Raw genomic sequence first — 17,989 nt, forward strand, 5'->3', positions numbered from 1 at the left:
TCTGTTGTACGGTCGGGGCATGACGAACGTGGTCGAGATCATCGGTGGTGGCATCGGCGGGCTGGCGGCCGCGATCGCGCTGCGCCGGGCGGGCCGCCGGGTGACCGTGCGGGAGCGGGACGCGGCGCTGCCGGCGACCGGTACCGCGCTCGCCCTGTGGCCGGCCGCGCTGCGGGCGCTGGACGCGATCGGCGTCGGCGACGACGTGCGCCGGACCGGGGTGCGGCAGCGTTCCGGCGCGTTCCTCCGGCCGGACGGCTCGCGGATCGCCGCGGTCGACCTGGATCGGTTGCACCGCCGCACCGGCGACGCCGTCTTCCTGCTCTCCCGGCCGGCTCTGCTCGCCGTGCTGCACCGGGCCGCCGCGGACGCGGGCGCGCAGCTGCGCGCCGGGGAGCCGGTGGACGGCGAGCCGGACGCGGATCTCGTCGTGGCCGCGGACGGCGTGTTCAGCCGCACCCGCGAGCGGCTGTTCGGGCCGGCCTACCGGGCCCGGTCGTCCGGCGTCACGGCTTGGCGGGGCACGCTCGACGGCCTGGCCACGGACACGTTCGCGGAGGTGTGGGGGCGCGGCGTGAAGTTCGGCGTGACGCCGCACGAGGGCGGCCGGACCAACTGGTTCGCGTCCGCGCCCGGCGTGTTCGACGCCGGGGACGACGTCGCCCGGCTGCGCGCGATGTTCGCCGGCTGGGCGCCCCCGGTCCGTACCGTGCTGGCGGCTCTTGACGGCTCCGCCGTGCTGCGGCACGAGGTGTTCGTGACGCCGGCGCTGCCGTCGTTCACCCGCGGACGGGTCGCGCTGATCGGCGACGCCGCCCACGCGATGCCGCCCGACCTGGGCCGCGGTGCCTGTGAGGCGATCGTCGACGCGGTCGCGCTGGCCGGTCACATGCGCTCCGCGAAGACCATCGGAGAAGCCCTGCACGGGTACGACCGGGAGCGTCGCCCGGCCACCCAGCGGCTCGCCGGGATGGCCGGTGCGGCCGCGCGGCTGACCCGCGTCCGGCACGCGCTCCCGGTCCGCGACCGGCTGCTGCGCACCGCCATGCTGGCCGGTCCGCCCGGCTGACGCCCGCATCGGCGTGGGATGCCGGGCTGCGGCGCGGCCCAGGCGCCGCCCGGCCGCACGCCGCACGAGCCACCGACGACGCCGGTATGCGGGCTTCCCCGCCGCGCACCCGGACGGCACCTGGACCGCGCCTCGCTCCGGCCCGCACGCCGATACCGGGTCTAGCCGGCACGCCGGGCCGCGCCGCAGCCGGGCGGGTTCCGGCGCTCGCCGGTGGTGAAGCGGCGGCGGTAGGCGTCCGGGGTGAGGCCGGTGTGCCGGCGGATCAGCGTGCGCATGTTCGTGGTGGTGCCGAGGCCGCTGGCCTGCGCGACCGCCTCCAGGCGCTGCTCACCGGCCTCCAGGAGCCGGCAGGCCAGCGCCACGCGCTGACCGGTCAGCCAGGCCAGCGGCGTGGTGCCGAGCTCGTTGCGGAACCGGCGGTGCAGCGTCGCGGGGCTGACCGCGGCGTGCGCGGCCAGGTCGGCGACGCCCAGCGGCCGGTTCAGCCGCGCGGTGGCCCAGTCCAGCAGCGGCGCCAGCGACGTGTCCGGCACGGCCGGGACCGGTTGCGGGACGAACTGGCGCTGGCCGCCGTCGCGGTGCGCGGCGAACACCAGCCGGCGGCTGACCGTGTTGGCGACCTCGGCCCCGTGGTCACGGCGGATCAGGTGCAGGCCCAGGTCCAGCGCGGCCGCGCTGCCCGCCGCGGTGAGCACGTCACCGTCGTCGACGAACAGCACGTCCGGTTGCAGCAGCACGTCCGGGTAGCGGCCGGCGAACAGCGCGGTCCAGCGCCAGTGCGTGGTGGCCCGGCGGCCGTCCAGGACACCCGCCGCGGCCAGCGTGAACGCGCCGGTGCAGAAGCTGACCAGCCGGGCCCCGCGGGCCGCGGCGCGGCGCACCACGTCCAGCACGGCCGGTCCGGGCGGCACGTAGGGGTCCGGCCGGTTCGGCACGATCAGCGTGTCCGCACGGTCCGCCGCCTCCGGGCCGGGCACGTCGGTGAGCGTGAACATGCCGGCGTGCATGCGGGTGGCCGGCGTGGCCGCGCACACCGTGAAGTCGTACCAGCGGCGGTCGATCTCCGGCCGGCGCAGCCCGAACAGCTCGGTGGCCACGCCCATCTCGAACGGGTTCGAGCCGTCCTCCACGAGCATCACCACCCGATGCGGCCGCGAGGATTCTTTCGACATACGCGATTTCTAGCACTCACGGCCGCGATCCGGCATCGGCCACGATGACCGCATGATGACCGAACCGGTGGAACTGACCGCGGCCCTGGCCACGTTCGAGGCGCTGTGGAGCCCGCGCATCGTCACCCGCGTCAACGACTACGACGTCCGCATCGCCAAGGTCGCCGGTGAGCACGTCTGGCACCGGCACGACGACACCGACGAGTTCTTCCTCGTGCTCTCCGGCGAGCTGACCATCGAACTCCGCGACCGCTCCGTGGTCCTGCCGCAGGGCGCGGTCTTCGTCGTCCCGCGCGGCACCGACCACAGGCCGTCGTCCGGGTCCGGCGCCGCGATTCTGATGTTCGAGCCGACCGGCACGTCCACGGTCGGCGACCACCACGACCCGGTGCCCGGCCACGTCGACGCGACCACCGGTCACGAACTGCGGGCCCGCACCTGACGGTCGCGCAGGGCGTGCCGGGCCGCGCGCAGCAGCAGACCCGGGCGGGACAGCGCGGCCGGATGATCGATCATGGTGGTGACCCGGGACAGCCCACGGTTGACCACCGGGTCGTGCGCCGCGGCCGCGGAGATCAGGCCGCCGGCCCACCGCCGGAGCCGGTAGCCGCGCGGGTACGGGCCGTCCACGTGCGGCAGTGCCAGGTCCGCTGCCGTCGACGTCTGCCAGGCCGCGTCCACCACCACGCGCGTCTCCGCGAAGTACGTGCGCGCCGGCCGGTCCAGGTCCGGCCGGCCGCGCAGATAGCGGGACAGGCACGAGGCGTGCAGCAGCGCGGACGTCATGCCCTGCCCGTAGGCCGGGTTGAAGGACGCGAGCGCGTCACCGGCCGCGACCAGCCGGGCGGGGAAGCGCTCCAGCCCGGTGAAGTCCCGCCGCCGGCTGTCCGCCTGGTGGTACGTGGCGACGTCGCTCGCCCACCCGGCCGTGTTGACCACGTGCGCGAACTCCGGCGGGAAGTCACGCTCGCAGCGGCGCCGGTAGTCCTCCCGGTCCCGGCCGGGGCGGTCGTCGCCGTACCCGGCGATCAGCATCGTCCACCGGCCGCCCTCGATCGGGGTGAAACCGCCCTGCCGCGCGGGCCGGCCGGGCGCGGGTGTGGTCACCGCGATCGTGCCCCACACGTCCGGCTCCGGCGGGCGGTGGAACAGCGCGGTCGCATAGGTCAGCGCGATCCCCATCCGCTGCGTCGCCGGCTTCGGGAAGCCGTGCGCGGCCACCCAGTCGCCTAGCCGGCTGGACCGGCCGGTCGCGTCCACCACGAAGTCCGCGTCCAGCGTGCCGCCGCCGGTCAGCCGCACGCCGGTGACCCGGCCGCCCTCGATCAGCAGGCCGGCGGCCCGGCCGGTGCGCGTGGTGACGGCCGGCAGCGCCAGCACCCGGTGCCGGATCAGCGCCTCCAGGAACGGCCGGCTGGACGACAGCGACTCGGCCTGCACGCCCGGGTCGGCCGGTGGGCGGCGTGCGCCGTCCAGGTAGAACACGAACCGGGACGCGTGTGGCCGGACCGGTGCGCCGGCCCGCACCGCGTCCTCGGTGAAGCCCGGGAACCACCGGGCGAGCTGCGCCTGACCGGCCGGCAGCAGCGCGTGCACGTGCCCGCCCTGCGGCACGCCGGGCCGGGGCACGGGCGGTGCGCCCGGCACGTCCAGCGCGACCAGGTCGTCCGGCTCGACGATGACCACCTCGTCTGCGTGCTCGCTGAGCACGCGTGCGGCCATCAGACCGGCGATGCTGCCGCCGAGCACGACGGCCCGGCCCAGCGCGGCACGCGGACCGGTGGCCGGTGCGACGGACGTGATCTGTGCGAACTGGCGCTGCGCCGACATCGGGCTCCTGCCGTCACGGGACTTCGTCGATCAGTGTGGACAGTCTCGCAGGCGTGTCGTGCCCGCGCAGCCCGGCCAGGATCAACGGTAACGAGTCGCGGTGCGCGTCCCGGCCGAAGAGCACGTCGAGGTGGCCGTAGCCGGGCAGCACGTGCAGCGCGTGCCGGCCGGGCGCGTGCCGCTCCAGGTAGGCGTGCGTGCGGCGCTGGCTGTCCGGCAGGAAACAGCGGTTGTGCGCACCGGCCAGCAGCGTGATCCGCGCGTCCGTGCGCGGTGCCGCCGCCGCGTGCACCCGGGGCAGCCACCCGCACTACGACCGCGTGGCGCACATGATCGGCCCGGTGCCGTACCCGATCGATCATCAGCTGTTCGACCGTACGGCGAAGACGCGCGCGATGACGGAGGCGGCCGGCCGGCTCGGGCTCGACCTGCGCCGCGGCCGGCTCGCCGCGGACTGGACGACGGCGCGGTCGGAGGCCTGCTTCGCGGACGTGCGGGCCACCATGCGCGCGATCGCGGCCGCGTTCGGCGGCGAGTTCGAGGACAACCCGCTCGGCGCGCTGCGGCAGGTCGTCACCGTGCACCCGCTCGGCGGCGCGGCCCGGTCCGGCACATGCGCTACCGGCTGCCGTTCGGCACGCTGTGCCTGATCGGCCGCAAGGACGTGCGCGACGACACCGGCCTCGACCTGTGGCCGGACACGACCACGCTGCACGCGCGCATCGCCGGCCTGCCGGACGGTGAGCCGATCGACGAGGGTGAGATCCGGATCGGCCGGGCCGCGTTCCTGGAACAGCTGACCACGGTACGGGTCACCGGCCCGCGCCGGGCCGCCGCGCTCGCCGCGTTCGGCCGTCTGTTCGCCGGCACGCTCTGGGACGCCTACGCCGGTCAGGCCGTGTGAGGCCCGAACCGGGCGCGAAGCGGGAGATCGGGCTCGGCCGCCCCGCGCCCGGAGTAACGGCGTGCCGTCCGGCACGCCAGCCGTATCGGCAGGCGCCCGCCACGGCTGAGGCTTACCGGCGAGGCGCCTATCACAGCGACCGGTGCGATGTTCGCTTTCCGGCCACACCGTTCGCTTCCGGACCTCCGCCGGCCGGGTACGCCTCCGGCCGTCCGCCGGCCGGTTTCGCTTCCGGCCCTTCGCCGGTCAGTCGAGCGTGCCGCTGCGGTGGTGGTGGCGGCAGAGCACCTGGTAGCGGACCTCCGCGTGGGATGCGGTGTCGCCGATCACGACCTGCTCGCCGGCGCGGACGATCTCGCCGTCGACGATCCGCGCGTTCAGGTGGCCGCGGCGCCCGCACCAGCAGAGCACCTCGACCTGCAGCCGGTGCACCTCGTCGGCCAGCTCGAACAGCCGCTGCGACGCCGGGAACAGCCGCGAGCGGAAGTCGCTGGCCAGCCCGAACGCGAACACGTCCACGCCGGCCCGGTCGACCAGGTCGGCGAGCTGCTCGATGTGGTCGACCGTGTAGAAGCAGGCCTCGTCACAGATCAGGTAGTCGACCTTCCCGTACGCGAGATCCCACAGGTTCAGGTCGTCGGTGACCTCGATCGCGTCCTGCGCCAGGCCGATCCGGGTGGTGACCTTCGGCCCGAGCGAGCGGTCGTTGCGGGTCAGCACCAGGCCGCGGCGCCCCTGCCGGCCGTGGTTGTGGTGCATCTGCAGCGCGAGCGTCGACTTGCCGCAGTCCATCGGCCCCCAGTAGAACGTCAGCCGGGCGCCGTGCCCGTTGCCGCCGAGCCCCGGCAGCGGGGAGTGGGTGGTCGCGAGCGCGGAGTCGTTCTTCACGGCCGGTGAGCATAGCCGGTGACAGGTAGGCCGCCCGGCGACACATAGACGGGTGAGACCCCTGTTCGCCACGCCGCCGGAGGCTTCCGCACGGGACCACCGGACTCCGACGCTCGGGACGACGCCTGGTTCAGCACCGTTTATACAGATTTACCCCGCAAATCGCACGGTACGGCGTGCGTCACCCGCCGGACGGCAGTCCACGGCCTGACCGGCCGGGACGTGTTCGTGATCACCTGACGCCGCCGCACCCAGGTTTCCCTGCCCGGCCGTACGGCGTGGCCCGCCGGGTCCTGGCCAGGCGCCGCCGGACCGGCCGGTCCCGGTGGCCGGCCCGCCGGACCGCGCCGTCTCGACGAGCCCGCCGACGTCCTCGGTCTGCGCGCCCGCACCACCACCGGCGGGCGGGCCCGGTGAGCGGGTTCCCCGGCGGCACCGGGGAACCCGAACCGGTCAGGCGGTCTCGGCCCGGTGGTTGCGGATGATCTCGGCGTACCGGTGCCCGCTGTTCTTGATCGTGCGGACCTGGGTGTCGTAGTCGACGTGGACCAGGCCGAAGCGCTTGTCGTAGCCGTACGCCCATTCGAAGTTGTCCAGCAGCGACCACGCGAAGTAGCCGGCCAGCGGCGCGCCCTGGGCGACCGCGGACGCGCACGCGGCCAGGTGGTCCTCGAGGTACGCGGTGCGCTGCTTGTCCTCGACCGTGCCGTCCGCGCCGGGCGTGTCCGCCCACGCCGACCCGTTCTCGGTCACGTAGATCTTCTCGGCGCCGTACTCCCGCGTGACGCGCAGCAGCAGCTGCTCCAGTCCGTCCGCGTAGACCTCCCAGCCCATCGCGGTCTCCAGCGCGCCGTCGACCGGCACCTGCCGGCCGTGCGGCGCGGGTGCCTCGGGCGCGTCCGCGATCAGCTGCCGGAAGTAGTAGTTGAGCCCGAAGAAGTCGGCCGGTGCCGCGATCGCCTCGAGGTCGCCGTCGTGGACCGGCGGCGCGATGCCGTACGTGGCGACCATGTCGGCCGGGTAGCCGCGGCCGAAGACCGGGTCCAGCCACCAGCGGTTCGTGTGCCCGTCCGCGCGCCGGGCCGCCGCCACGTCCTCCGGCCGGTCGCTGGCCGGCTCGATCGGGCTGAGGTTGAGCACGATGCCCACCTCGGCCGGCCGCGGGGAGTGCGCGCGTACCGCGGCCATGCCGAGGCCGTGCGCGAGCAGCAGGTGATGGCTGGCCGGGACGGCGCGCGCCAGCGACGTCTCACCGGGCGCCATCGCGCCGTCGAGGTGCCCGATCCACGCGCTGCACAGCGGCTCGTTCATGGTCATCCAGTCGGTGACCCGGTCGCCGAGCCGGGCCGCGACCACGGCCGCGTAGTCGGCGAACGCGTACGCGGTGTCCCGCTCCGGCCAGCCGCCGCGGTCCTGCAGCGCCTGCGGCAGGTCCCAGTGGTAGAGCGTGGCGAACGGCGTGACGCCGGCCGCGAGGAGCTGGTCGACGAGCCGATCGTAGAAGTCCAGGCCGGCCGCGTTGACCTGCCCGCGCCCGTCCGGGACGATCCGCGGCCAGGCGATCGAGAACCGGTAGGCGTCCAGCCCGAGGCGCTTCATCAGCGCCACGTCCTCCGGCACGCGGTGGTAGTGGTCGGCGGCGACGTCGCCGGTGTCGCCGTTGTCGATCGCGCCGGGTACGCGGCAGAACGTGTCCCAGATCGACGGCTTGCGGCCGTCCGCGGACACGGCCCCCTCGATCTGGTAGGCCGAGGTGGCGGCCCCCCAGACGAAGGCCGGGGGAAGGGCGGCGAACTCGCGCACTGAGGCTCCTCCGATGATGATCTTTCAACACTTAATTTACGACGTCATTAAACCAGGCGTGCGCGGAGACTCAAGGGGGTTCACGCGTGATCCGGCGGCCATGCGGCATGCTGGACGCACCCCACACGACGAAAGAGATGCCCCGGCCATGGACCCGAAACGGACCACGGTACGCGACGTGCGCCGCGCCAACCGTTCCGTGCTGCTGAGCAGCCTCTACCGCAGCGGGCCGGTCTCCCGGCACGAGCTGGCCCAGGTCACCGCGCTCAGCCAGGCCAGCGTCAGCAATCTGATCGGCGAGATGGTCGCGGAGGGCCTGGTCGAGGAGGCCGGCTCGGTCGACTCCGACGGCGGACGCCCGCGCATCCTGCTGCGCGTCGCACCCGGCTTCGGTCACGTCATCGGCGCGGACGTCGGCGAGACCCGGGTGCAGGTGGAGTTGTTCGACCTGGCCATGACGCCGCTGGCCAAGGCCGAGTACCCGATCCTGGCGACCCGGCCGGCACCGGGCGACGTGCTGGACTGCCTGCGCGACGGTCTCACTTCGGTCATCACCCAGGGCGGCGTCGACCCCGGCACCGTGCTCGGCCTCGGCGTCGCGGTCTCCGGCGTGGTCGGCTCCGACGCCGTCGTGCACGCGCAGACGCTCGGCTGGGACGGGGTGCCGCTCGGCGCGATGCTCCGCGAGATCACCGGCATCCCGGTGCTGGTCGACAACGGCGCGAAGACGCTCGGCCAGGCCGAGATGTGGTTCGGCGCCGGGCGGGGTGCCCGGCACGCCGTGGTCGCGCTGGTCGGCTCCGGCGTCGGCGCCGCGGTCATCGCGGACGGCGCGTCCTACCGCGGCGCGCACTCCAGCGCGGGGGAGTGGGGACACACCCCGATCGTGTACGGCGGGCGGGCGTGCCGCTGCGGCGCACAGGGCTGCCTCGAGGCGTACATCGGCGCGGAATCCGTGATCGACCGCTACCGGACCGCGAACCGGAACCGGCCCGCACCCGGCGCGGACGAGGAGTCCGCGCTCGCGGCCGTGCTCGCCGCCTCCGGTACCAAGGCCGGCGCACAGGTGCTCGCGGACACCGCCGGGTACCTCGGCGCCGGCCTGGCCACGCTGGTCAACCTGTTCAACCCGGAACGGATCGTGCTCGGCGGCTGGGCCGGCCTCGCGCTCGGCCAGGCGCTGTTGCCGCAGATCCGCGAGGCCACCGCCCGGCACGCGCTGCGCCGCCCGTTCGAGCAGGTCACCATCGAGCTGTGCCAGCTCGGCCCGGACGCGGTCGCGATGGGCGCGGCCACCCTCCCGGTCGCCCGCCTGATCGCCGACGGCGGCACCCGCGGCACCACGCCCACCAGCCGCCCGGTGACCGCCCGCCCGGCCTCGCGCCGGCGTCGCTGAACCGCTGACCGCCCCGCGGCTGGTTCCGGCGGTGCCCGGCCGTGATTCCACCTGTCCCGGCTCGGCACGGGCTCGCCGGACGGCAACCACTGCGACGTGACCGACTGCGACACCAGCGGGTACGAGCCGACACGGCGGCTGGTGACCGGACAGGTGAAGGGCTGGATCTCGCGCAGCGGGTGACGGGCGTGCCGTGGAGGCCCGACCGGGCTCGGCCCACGCCGCGATCGCGCCGAGACGGCGGCGAGCCGGGCGGCGGTCGACGCGGCCGCACCGGTGGCCGACGCGGCCGCGGCCGCGCAGGGGCGGACCGGGGCGGCCGTGCCGGCGTCGTGCACCACAAGTCATGAGCTGCACCCGCGCCGCCGAACGCGGTGCGGGGCGGCGGTCGCGGCATCGCCGCGGTCCATCGTGGACCGGTGTGATGCCCGGCTGGTCGTCGTGGAACCGGCCGGGCGCCCGGTGAGGTCACGTCCGGCGCAGGCCGTCGATGAAGACCGCCACGATGCGCTGGTGGTAGTGCGGCTCGTGGCCGGGGATCGGGCGGCACAGCGCGGTGATCGCGTGCAGCACCTCGTCGGCCACGACGTCGTCGCGGATCGAGCCGTCCGCCCGCCCGGCGTCGAGCAGGGCCGCGAGGGCGGGGCCGAGGCGGGCCACGAAGTAGCCGGGCAGGCCGGCGAACGCCGCGCCACCGGAGTGCAGTGCGGACGCGAGGCCGCGTTTGGTGGCGAGCAACTCGGCGAAGCGTTGCGCCCACAGGTGCAGCGCCTCGACCGGCGGGTGCGCGGCGCTCAGCTGCGGGCCGGCGTCCGCGACCGCGTCGATGCCGGCCTCGACCACGGCCTTGACCAGGTCGGACCGCTGGGGGAAGTGCCGGTAGAGCGTACCCACGCCGACGCCGGCCAGGTCGGTGATCTCCTTCGCCGGCGCGTCCACGCCCGAGGTCGCGAAGACCGTGCGCGCGGCCTCCAGGAGCGCGTCCACGTTGCGCCGGGCGTCCGCGCGCCGGCGGCGGGGTTCCTCGGTCATCCGGCCGCACCTCTCTTGCGTAAGCGGAAAGCCTTTCCGTATAGTTTCGGAAAAGCTTTCCGCTTAGCGTACCCGCAGGGAGAGACGCATGCTCTATCGCACCCTCGGCCGGACCGGCATCCGGGTCAGCCCGTACGGTCTCGGTGGTCTGATGCTGGCCACGGCCATGGGCAACGCACCGGAGGAGTCCGGCCACCTGATCCACCGGGCGCTGGACGCCGGCATCAACCTGATCGACACCTCCGACGCGTACGGCGACTCCGAGGAGGTCATCGGCGCGGCGCTGGCCGGGCGCCGGGACGACGTCGTGCTCGCCACCAAGTTCGGACGCGCGGCCGGCCGCGACCCCAACCAGCAGGGCACGTCACGGCGCTGGATCGTCACCGCGGTCGAGCGCTCGCTGCGCCGGCTGCGGACCGACCGGATCGATCTCTATCAGATCCACTTCCCGGACCCGGTGACCGGCACCGAGGAGACGCTGGCCGCTCTCACCGACCTGATCCGCGACGGCAAGGTCCGGGCGATCGGCGCGTCGCACACGCCGGTGTCCGGCATCGTCGAGGCACAGTGGACGGCCGAGCGGCGGGGCCTGGCGCGTTTCCACACCGAGCAGCCGGCCTACTCGATCCTCAATCGTGGCATCGAGCGCGAACTGCTGCCGGTCACCCAGCACTTCGGCATGGGCACGCTGGTCTGGGGCCCGCTCGGCCAGGGGCTGCTCACCGGCCGGGTCCGCCGTGACGATCCGGCCCCGTCGGCCGGTGACGGCCTGCGCCGCTCCGGGATGATGCGGCACCTGCGGGACGCGCACCGAATCGACGTGGTCGAGCGCCTGATGCCGCTCGCCGCCGAGGCCGGGCTGCCGATGACCCATCTCGCGATGGCGTTCGCGATCGCCCACCCGGGTGTGACCAGCGCGCTGATCGGCATCCGTACCGAGCGGCACCTCGACGACCTGATCGCCGGCCTGGGCGTCACGCTCACCGACGACGTACTCGACCGGATCGACGAGATCGTCCCACCCGGCACCGACGTGGGCACGCTCGACCAGGCTTTCGTACCGCCCGCTCTGACGGTGCCGGACCTGCGCCGCCGGCCCGTCGCGGCCCGTGCCGCGGCCTGACCGGAGCACGCGGGAGGGGGACCGGCGTGGCGACCGTGCGGATCGGGGCGGCCGGGTGGGCGCCGTACCGGCTGCCGTGGTTGCCGGCGCCGTGGCGGCGAGCCGCGGCCGTGGGCGTTCATCACCGCTGGGGCGGTGTGCGCGGCACAGGGCGGCCCGGCAGCGTGGGCTGCGGACCCGGCCGCACCGCGTTGCCGGCGGTGTGACCGTGCGGCCCGGGTCCGTGTGCCGGACGCGTCCGTGCGCCGGTCCGGTCTGCGGTGCTGGTCCGGTCTGCGGTGCTGGTCCGGTCTGCGGTGGTGGTCCGGACTGCGTGCCGGTCCCGTTCGCGTGCCGGGCCGGTTCGTGCGCCGGCCCGGGCCGCGCGCCCGCGTCCGTGTCAGGACAGTCCGATGGCCGGCCGGGGTTTGCGGATGAGCAGTTTGGCGGCCTGACCGACGACGAATCTGCGTACCCCGTGGTTGAAGGGGTTGGACGGAACGAAGCCCTCGCCCTTGACGTGCGCGATCAGCTGGTGAGCGCGGATCGTGGGGCGCATCGTGCGTTCCCAGGCGCGCAGTGCCCGGGGTAGCGGCAGGCCGGAGGTCAGCGCGTCGCCGAGCGCGGCCGCGCCCATCATGCCGGTGCTGGCGCCCATGCCGGAGTAGAGCGTGAGGCACCAGGCGGCGTCGCCGAGCAGCACCACCCGGCCGCGGTGCCAGTGCGGCATGCGCACCTGCCACACCGAGTCGAAGAGCCGTTCCGGTGCGTGGGCCAGCCGGTCCAGCACCCACGGCACCGGCTCGCCCATGCCGGCGTAGCGGGCGGCCAGCGCCTCGGCCGGGTCGCGCCGCTGCTCGGCGTCGACGTCCCGGGCGCGGTACGCGAACAGCGCGGTCGGCGGCCGGTCCCGGTACGGGAAGACCCACAGCGCGCGGCCCGGCTCGACCAGCGCGAGCTGGTCAGAGGCGGAGTAGCCGGGCACCGGTGCGTCCAGTGAGAACGTGCAGATCATCGAGCGGGCCGGCCGCAGGTACCGGTCGTCCGGGCCGAACGCGAGCCGGCGCACGGTGGAGCGCAGTCCGTCCGCGCCGACCACCAGGTCGAAGCGTTCCTCGCCGTCGCCGAGGTCGGCGTAGGCCGCGTCGGCGGTCTGCCGGAGGGAGAGCGGCCCGGTGCCGAACCGGATGTCGGTGTCGGGGGAGAGGCCGGCCCAGAGCGCGGCCTCCACGTCACCGCGCATGGTGCCCTCGGGCTGGCCCGGCTGGTCCAGGAAGCCGATGCTGCGCCGTCGCTCGCCACCGGCGTCGACCGCCCAGGTCCGGTGGTCGACGGGTGTGCGCAGGTGCATGCGGTCGAGGACGCCCAGCCGGTCCGCGGCCTTCTTGCCCGCGGGGAACAGGCCGACGAAGTATCCGCCGGTGCGCCGTGCGGGCGCGCGCTCCACGATCACCGGCGTCCAGCCGGCCCCGGACAGGGCGATCGCCGCGGCCATTCCGGAGACGCCGAGACCCACCACAAGTGCTCTCACGGTGGCCAGTCAAGCGGAGCATCCGGCCAGATCCAAATCATAACGTTTCGATCGCGACGATTAGTGATCACGGGCGATGCGTGATGGAACGTCCCTATTCCGAGAGAGCGTTCTCTCGCACTTCCTACAAACCTTGAAGTTAGCCGTGGTTCGTTACCTCGTCGTTATTGACGTGCCCCAGCTCACTCCGGTTGACTCCCCCCACGGAACCGCTTCCGCAACCGGTTCCGAACGTGTCGTTAACCGTGCCGACACAGCTCGGGGGGTGGGTGGATTGACGATCACCATCGCGGACGTCGCCGCGGCCGCGGGTGTCAGCAAGACCACCGTTTCCCGGGTACTGAACGGTAAGGACGATCTCGACGCGCAGACCGCGGACCGGGTCCGGCGGGTGATCGCCGAACTCGGTTACGTGCCGAGTGCTCGCGCGGTCGGGCTGGCACGCGGCCGGACCCGGATCGTCGGCATGCTCGTACCGTCGCTGACCTGGCCCTGGATGGGCGAGGTGCTGCAGGGCGCGGTCGACGCGATGGAAGCGGCGGGCTACGGCCTGCTGCTGTTCACGGTCAACCGCGGGGAGGACTCGATGCGTCAGTTCGCGCAGCAGGTCTCCGCGCGTGCGTTCGACGGCCTGCTGGTCGTCGAGCCGGACGGGCAGACCGGCTACATCGCGGAGCTCTACGCGGGCGGGCTGCCGGTCGTGCTGATCGACGACCGCGCCGCGCGGCGGCCGATGTTCCCGTCCGTCGGCACCACCAACCGGTCGGGCGCCCGCTCGGCCGGTGAGCACCTGATCGCGCTGGGCCGGCACCGGCCGCTCGTGATCACTGGAAAGATCACGTTCGGCTGCACGCGGGAGCGGGTGGCCGGATTCGCCGACGCCTACGCGGAGGCCGGCCTGCCGATCGACCCGGCGCTGGTCTTCGAGGGCGACTTCTCCTATCGGTGCGGCCGCGAGGCCGTGCTGCGCAGCGCCGGCGCCGGGTTCGACGCCGTGTTCGCGCACAACGACCTGTCCGCCACCGGCGCGATGCAGGCCGTGATCGAGTCCGGCCGGAGCGTGCCCGGTGATGTGGCGGTCGTCGGGTTCGACGACCTCCCGCTCGCCGCGAATGCCCAGCCGCCGTTGAGCACGGTGCGCCAGCCACTGCGGGAGATGGGCGACGCGGCCGCCCGCTTGCTGCTGGCGCACTTCGCGGGCGAACCGCTGCCCGCGAGCCCCGTGACCATCCCGACCACCTTCGTCACCCGCGAGTCCACCACCGGCCGATAAATCACCACAAAACAGGATCGCCGGCCGCGACGGTACGCCCGCCGTGGCGCGATCCCGCACGCCCCGGCACCGGGCACCACACATCAGAAGAGGGAGCAGGACCGCATGAGTCCCACCAGAAGATCCGTCGCCATGGCGATCGCCGGCGTGCTGGCGGCCGCCGCGCTCGGCGCCTGCGGCGAGAGCCCGAACGCGAACCGCAACAACGGCGGGGCCGCGACCGTGCTCAACATCGGCATGCCGAACGGGCCGCAGACCGAGAACCACAACCCGTTTCTGGAGTCGTCCTCCGCCTCCATCCTCGGCTACCGCTGGCAGATCTACGAGCCGCTCGCGCTGGCCAACGTGATCCGGCCGGCCGACAAGCCGAAGCCGTGGCTGGCGCAGGAGTACAGCTGGAGCGCGGACCTCAAGACGCTGACCGTGACCGCGCGCGAGGGCGCGAAGTGGTCGGACGGCACCGCGTTCTCGGCCGAGGACATCGCATTCACCTACGACCTGATCGGCAAGACGCCGGCGATCAACCGGTTCGCGCTGCCGATCGTCTCCGCCACCGCGACCGGCAACCAGGCGTCGATCGTGTTCGAGCGGCCGCAGTTCGTCAACGAGGCCCGGATCCTGCGTGACATCGCGATCGTGCCGAAGCACCTGTGGTCGCAGATCCCGGACCCGTCCACCGACATCATCAAGAACCCGGTCGGCACCGGCCCGTACACACTGAAGACGTTCACGCCGCAGACCACCACGCTGTCCGTCCGCACCGAGGGCTACTGGCAGCAGTTGCCGCAGGTCAAGGAACTGCGCTTCACGTCGTACAACGACAACAACGCCCAGACCACCGCGCTGGCGAACGGCGAGTCGGAGTGGAGCTTCGTCTTCATCCCGAACTACAAGACGGTCTACATCGACAAGGACCCGGAGAACAACAAGATCTTCCCGGCCCCGGTCATCGGCATCCACGGGCTGTACATCAACACCACGGTCAAGCCGTTCGACGACCCGGTGCTGCGCCGCGCGATGAACATGGTGATCAACCGGAACGACATCTTCGAGCAGGCCGCGGCCGGTTACTTCCACCCGGAGATCACGTCGGTGACCGGCATCCCGACGCCGGCCGGTGACCCCTACATCGCGCCGGAGTTCAAGGGCCAGACGCACAAGGTCGACGTCGAGGGCGCGAAGGCGCTGCTCACCGGCGCCGGCTACAAGCTCGAGGGCACCACGCTGAAGGACAAGAGCGGCAAGCCGGTCAAGATCAAGCTGACCGACCCGGCGCCGTGGTCCGACTACATCACCAGCCTGGAGATCGTGAAGGACAACCTCTCGCAGATCGGCATCGAGGCCACGCTGGACAAGGCCACCCAGGACGCCTGGCAGAAGTCGATCGAGGAGGGCACGTTCGAGGCCTCGTTCCGCTGGACCAACGGCGGCGCGACCCCGTACGACATGTACCAGACGATCATGGACGGCAACCTGCTCAAGCCCGTCGGTCAGGCCGCCCAGAACGGCAACTTCGGCCGCTTCGACAGCCCGGAGGCGACGGCCGCGCTGGAGGCGTACGCCAACGCCACCGACGACGCGGCGCGCACCACCGCGATGAACACGCTGCAGAAGATCTTCGTCGAGCAGATGCCGATGATCCCGGTCGGCGCGGACAACGCCGGCGGCGCCTACAACGTGAAGAACTGGGTCGGCTGGCCGTCCGCCGAGGACCCCTACGCCCCGGCGCAGCCCACGCAGCCCAACGCGGTCGACGTGATCCTGCACCTCAAGCCGGCCGGCGCCTGACCCTCCCTCCGGCCGCCGGTCCCGAAGCGGGCTGAAGGCCAGATCAATCCCCTGCGGTCCGCCCCGGGTGTGCCACCGCCGCCCGGGGAGGACCGCACCCCCTCTCCCGAGGAGCCCGGCATGACGCCGAGTGACGACACGGTGGTCCTCTCCGCCGATGGACTGACCAAACACTTCCCGGTACGACGAGGCCTCGCCGACCTGCTCGCCCGCAGGTTGCGCGTGGTGCACGCGGTGGACGACGTGACGCTCACGCTGCGCCGCGGCCGGGTGACCGCGCTCGTCGGCGAGTCCGGCTCCGGCAAGTCGACCGTGGCCCGCCTGCTCTCCCAGCTCTACCCGCGCACGTCCGGCGAGATCCGGCTGCACGGCGGCGTCAGCGCCGTGCGCGGTGGCCGGGCGTTCCGCGCGTACGCCCGGAAGGTCCAGATGATCTTCCAGGACCCGTTCGCGTCGCTGAACCCGGTGCACACGATCCGCTACCACCTCACCCGGTCGCTGCGCATCCACGGCAACGGCGGCCGGACCCGGGCGGAACTCGAGGACGCGCTGCACGCGCTGCTCACCCGGGTGCACCTGACGCCGCCGGAACGCTACCTGGACAAGTTCCCGCACGAGCTCTCCGGTGGGCAGCGGCAGCGCGTCGCGATCGCCCGCGCGCTCGGCGCGAACCCGGAGGTCCTGCTCGCGGACGAGCCGGTGTCGATGCTGGACGTGTCGATCCGGCTCGGCGTGCTCAACCTGCTGCGCGACCTCAAGGAGCGGCTGCACCTGGCGATCCTCTACATCACGCACGACATCGCGTCGGCCCGATACTTCGCGGACGAGACGCTGGTGATGTACGCCGGCCGGATGGTCGAGGGCGGCGACAGCGAAACCGTCACGCAGCGGCCGGCTCATCCGTACACCCGGCTGCTGATCGAGTCGGCGCCGGACCCGGACACGATCCAGGGCTCCGCGCGGAAGGCGGCCGCGCACACGCCGGAGGACCGCGGCGGCGGTGAACCGCCGAGCCTGATCGCACCGCCTGCCGGGTGCCGTTTCCACCCGCGCTGCCCGGCCGCGATGACCAGGTGCACGACCGAGCTGCCGCCCCGGCTGACCGTGGGCGACGCGGACGGGCACTGGGCCGCGTGCTGGCTGTTCGACCCGGAGACGGTCGCGGCGGCGCGGCCGACTGCGTCGGCTGCGTCATCGGCGGTGGGGAAGGTGACGTCGTGAAGCACGTCCTTCGCCGGGTGGCGTTCTATCTGTTCACCGCGTGGGCTGCGATCACGCTGAACTTCTTCATCCCGCGCCTGATCCCGGGCGACCCGGTCCGCTCGATGATCTCGCGCTATCAGGGGCAGCTGAACGCGGACGCGATCCAGTCGCTCTACATCCTGTTCGGCCTGGACGAGCAGAAGTCGCTCTGGGGACAGTACGTCGACTACTGGGGTCAGCTGTTCCGCGGCGACCTCGGATTGTCGTTCACGTTCTTCCCCGCGCCCGTCTCCCAGGTGATCGGTGACAGCATCGGCTGGACCGTGCTGCTGGTCGGCATCACCACGATCATCAGCTTCGCGATCGGCACGCTGCTCGGTGTGCTGGCCGGCTGGCGGCGCGGTTCCTGGGTCGACGGCCTGCTGCCGGCCACCACGTTCCTCTCCTCGATCCCGTACTTCTGGCTCGGCCTGATCGCGATCACCGTGCTCGCCGGGCCGGGCAGCTTCTTCCCGTCGTCCGGTGGCTACGAGCCCGGGCTCATCCCGGCCTGGGACCAGTGGTTCATCGGCAGCGCGCTGCAGCACAGCATCCTGCCCGCGTTCACCATCCTGATCTCGTCGGTGTCCGGCTGGATCCTGTCGATGCGGAACATGATGGTCACGGTCGCGGCCGAGGACTACATCACGGTGGCGCACGCGAAGGGACTGCCGGAACGCCGGGTCGCGCTTGCCTACGCGGCCCGCAACGCACTGCTGCCGAACGTGTCCGGCTTCGCGCTCTCGCTCGGCTTCATCGTCGGGGGCACACTGCTCGTCGAGATCGTCTTCTCGTACCCCGGGCTCGGTTTCCAGCTCTTCCAGGCGGTCGGCGCCAAGGACTACCCGCTGATGCAGGGCGTTTTCCTGGTGATCACGTTGTCCGTGCTCGCCGCGAACCTGCTGGCCGACCTGGCCTACCTCGCGCTCGACCCGCGCACCCGAAGGGAGGGCTGA

At 73.0% G+C, this 17,989-nt stretch carries 17 protein-coding genes; 10 read left to right on the plus strand and 7 right to left on the minus strand.

Annotated features, from left to right (window positions below):
• Nucleotides 1-19 precede the first annotated feature (19 nt).
• A complete protein-coding gene (locus tag J2S42_RS40420) occupies nucleotides 20-1,069 on the plus strand; it encodes an FAD-dependent oxidoreductase (RefSeq protein ID WP_307248174.1) in 1,050 nt (349 codons plus the stop codon).
• 161 nt (nucleotides 1,070-1,230) lie between these two features.
• Here J2S42_RS40420 and J2S42_RS40425 read toward each other — a convergent pair whose 3' ends face one another.
• On the minus strand, nucleotides 1,231-2,244 hold the full coding sequence (locus tag J2S42_RS40425; protein ID WP_307248176.1) for a helix-turn-helix domain-containing protein: 1,014 nt from the start codon (nucleotides 2,242-2,244) through the stop codon (nucleotides 1,231-1,233).
• A 52-nt stretch (nucleotides 2,245-2,296) separates the two neighbouring features.
• Here J2S42_RS40425 and J2S42_RS40430 point away from each other — a divergent pair, with 52 nt between their 5' ends.
• Nucleotides 2,297-2,686, plus strand: coding sequence for a cupin domain-containing protein (locus J2S42_RS40430; protein ID WP_307248178.1), 390 nt, complete (start codon nucleotides 2,297-2,299; stop codon nucleotides 2,684-2,686).
• Here the strand turns inward: J2S42_RS40430 and J2S42_RS40435 are convergent.
• Together J2S42_RS40435 and J2S42_RS40440 are read right to left on the minus strand one after the other, a co-directional pair.
• A complete protein-coding gene (locus tag J2S42_RS40435; RefSeq protein ID WP_307248180.1) occupies nucleotides 2,662-4,074 on the minus strand; it encodes an FAD-dependent oxidoreductase in 1,413 nt (470 codons plus the stop codon). The genes J2S42_RS40430 and J2S42_RS40435 overlap by 25 nt on opposite strands.
• A gap of 13 nt (nucleotides 4,075-4,087) precedes the next feature.
• Complete coding sequence (locus tag J2S42_RS40440; RefSeq protein ID WP_307248182.1) at nucleotides 4,088-4,366, minus strand: hypothetical protein; 279 nt, start codon at nucleotides 4,364-4,366, stop codon at nucleotides 4,088-4,090.
• Nucleotides 4,367-4,394: 28 nt separating this feature from the next.
• Here J2S42_RS40440 and J2S42_RS40445 point away from each other — a divergent pair, with 28 nt between their 5' ends.
• Nucleotides 4,395-4,724, plus strand: a complete 330-nt coding sequence (locus J2S42_RS40445; RefSeq protein WP_307248184.1) for a hypothetical protein — start codon at nucleotides 4,395-4,397, stop codon at nucleotides 4,722-4,724.
• Nucleotides 4,688-4,978 carry a hypothetical protein gene (locus J2S42_RS40450; RefSeq protein ID WP_307248186.1) on the plus strand — a complete coding sequence of 97 codons (291 nt, stop codon included), beginning with the start codon at nucleotides 4,688-4,690 and terminating at the stop codon, nucleotides 4,976-4,978. Before J2S42_RS40445 ends, J2S42_RS40450 begins: the two co-directional genes overlap by 37 nt.
• 246 nt (nucleotides 4,979-5,224) lie before the next feature.
• On the opposite strand, the gene J2S42_RS40455 is transcribed toward J2S42_RS40450, so the two are convergent.
• Complete coding sequence (locus J2S42_RS40455) at nucleotides 5,225-5,866, minus strand: thymidine kinase (protein WP_370879355.1); 642 nt, start codon at nucleotides 5,864-5,866, stop codon at nucleotides 5,225-5,227.
• Between the two features lie 453 nt (nucleotides 5,867-6,319).
• A complete protein-coding gene (locus J2S42_RS40460) occupies nucleotides 6,320-7,669 on the minus strand; it encodes a GH1 family beta-glucosidase (RefSeq protein ID WP_307248188.1) in 1,350 nt (449 codons plus the stop codon).
• A 148-nt stretch (nucleotides 7,670-7,817) separates the two neighbouring features.
• On the opposite strand from J2S42_RS40460, the gene J2S42_RS40465 reads away from it, so the two are divergent.
• Nucleotides 7,818-9,065, plus strand: a complete 1,248-nt coding sequence (locus J2S42_RS40465; RefSeq protein WP_307248190.1) for an ROK family transcriptional regulator — start codon at nucleotides 7,818-7,820, stop codon at nucleotides 9,063-9,065.
• 468 nt (nucleotides 9,066-9,533) lie between these two features.
• Here the strand turns inward: J2S42_RS40465 and J2S42_RS40470 are convergent, their stop codons facing one another.
• The gene (locus J2S42_RS40470; protein WP_307248192.1) at nucleotides 9,534-10,097 is read right to left on the minus strand and encodes a TetR/AcrR family transcriptional regulator; all 564 of its coding nucleotides are present in this window, start codon (nucleotides 10,095-10,097) and stop codon (nucleotides 9,534-9,536) included.
• 88 nt (nucleotides 10,098-10,185) lie between these two features.
• On the opposite strand from J2S42_RS40470, the gene J2S42_RS40475 reads away from it, so the two are divergent.
• Complete coding sequence (locus J2S42_RS40475; RefSeq protein ID WP_307248193.1) at nucleotides 10,186-11,220, plus strand: aldo/keto reductase; 1,035 nt, start codon at nucleotides 10,186-10,188, stop codon at nucleotides 11,218-11,220.
• Between the two features lie 379 nt (nucleotides 11,221-11,599).
• Here J2S42_RS40475 and J2S42_RS40480 read toward each other — a convergent pair whose 3' ends face one another.
• Nucleotides 11,600-12,730, minus strand: a complete 1,131-nt coding sequence (locus tag J2S42_RS40480) for an FAD-dependent monooxygenase (protein WP_307248195.1) — start codon at nucleotides 12,728-12,730, stop codon at nucleotides 11,600-11,602.
• 274 nt (nucleotides 12,731-13,004) lie between these two features.
• On the opposite strand from J2S42_RS40480, the gene J2S42_RS40485 reads away from it, so the two are divergent.
• The 4 genes from J2S42_RS40485 to J2S42_RS40500 all read left to right on the plus strand — a co-directional run bounded on the left by J2S42_RS40485 (nucleotide 13,005) and on the right by J2S42_RS40500 (nucleotide 17,989).
• Complete coding sequence (locus tag J2S42_RS40485) at nucleotides 13,005-14,003, plus strand: LacI family DNA-binding transcriptional regulator (protein ID WP_307248197.1); 999 nt, start codon at nucleotides 13,005-13,007, stop codon at nucleotides 14,001-14,003.
• A gap of 105 nt (nucleotides 14,004-14,108) precedes the next feature.
• Nucleotides 14,109-15,791: an ABC transporter substrate-binding protein gene (locus tag J2S42_RS40490; protein ID WP_307248199.1), complete on the plus strand. Its 1,683-nt coding sequence runs from the start codon at nucleotides 14,109-14,111 to the stop codon at nucleotides 15,789-15,791.
• A 120-nt stretch (nucleotides 15,792-15,911) separates the two neighbouring features.
• Complete coding sequence (locus J2S42_RS40495; RefSeq protein ID WP_307248201.1) at nucleotides 15,912-17,012, plus strand: ABC transporter ATP-binding protein; 1,101 nt, start codon at nucleotides 15,912-15,914, stop codon at nucleotides 17,010-17,012.
• Nucleotides 17,009-17,989, plus strand: coding sequence for an ABC transporter permease (locus J2S42_RS40500; RefSeq protein ID WP_307248203.1), 981 nt, complete (start codon nucleotides 17,009-17,011; stop codon nucleotides 17,987-17,989). Before J2S42_RS40495 ends, J2S42_RS40500 begins: the two co-directional genes overlap by 4 nt.

Origin of the sequence: Catenuloplanes indicus (genome assembly GCF_030813715.1) — a bacterium.
GTDB lineage: Bacteria > Actinomycetota > Actinomycetes > Mycobacteriales > Micromonosporaceae > Catenuloplanes > Catenuloplanes indicus.

What these genes read in the sequence shown, in the direction of transcription:
- J2S42_RS40450 (WP_307248186.1), top strand. Translation starts at nt 4,688, where the DNA reads ATGCGCTACCGGCTGCCGTTCGGCACGCTGTGCCTGATCGGCCGCAAG.
- J2S42_RS40425 (WP_307248176.1), bottom strand. Translation starts at nt 2,244, where the DNA reads ATGTCGAAAGAATCCTCGCGGCCGCATCGGGTGGTGATGCTCGTGGAG.
- J2S42_RS40435 (WP_307248180.1), bottom strand. Translation starts at nt 4,074, where the DNA reads ATGTCGGCGCAGCGCCAGTTCGCACAGATCACGTCCGTCGCACCGGCC.
- J2S42_RS40495 (WP_307248201.1), top strand. Translation starts at nt 15,912, where the DNA reads ATGACGCCGAGTGACGACACGGTGGTCCTCTCCGCCGATGGACTGACC.
- J2S42_RS40490 (WP_307248199.1), top strand. Translation starts at nt 14,109, where the DNA reads ATGAGTCCCACCAGAAGATCCGTCGCCATGGCGATCGCCGGCGTGCTG.
- J2S42_RS40465 (WP_307248190.1), top strand. Translation starts at nt 7,818, where the DNA reads ATGGACCCGAAACGGACCACGGTACGCGACGTGCGCCGCGCCAACCGT.
- J2S42_RS40470 (WP_307248192.1), bottom strand. Translation starts at nt 10,097, where the DNA reads ATGACCGAGGAACCCCGCCGCCGGCGCGCGGACGCCCGGCGCAACGTG.
- J2S42_RS40475 (WP_307248193.1), top strand. Translation starts at nt 10,186, where the DNA reads ATGCTCTATCGCACCCTCGGCCGGACCGGCATCCGGGTCAGCCCGTAC.
- J2S42_RS40420 (WP_307248174.1), top strand. Translation starts at nt 20, where the DNA reads ATGACGAACGTGGTCGAGATCATCGGTGGTGGCATCGGCGGGCTGGCG.
- J2S42_RS40430 (WP_307248178.1), top strand. Translation starts at nt 2,297, where the DNA reads ATGATGACCGAACCGGTGGAACTGACCGCGGCCCTGGCCACGTTCGAG.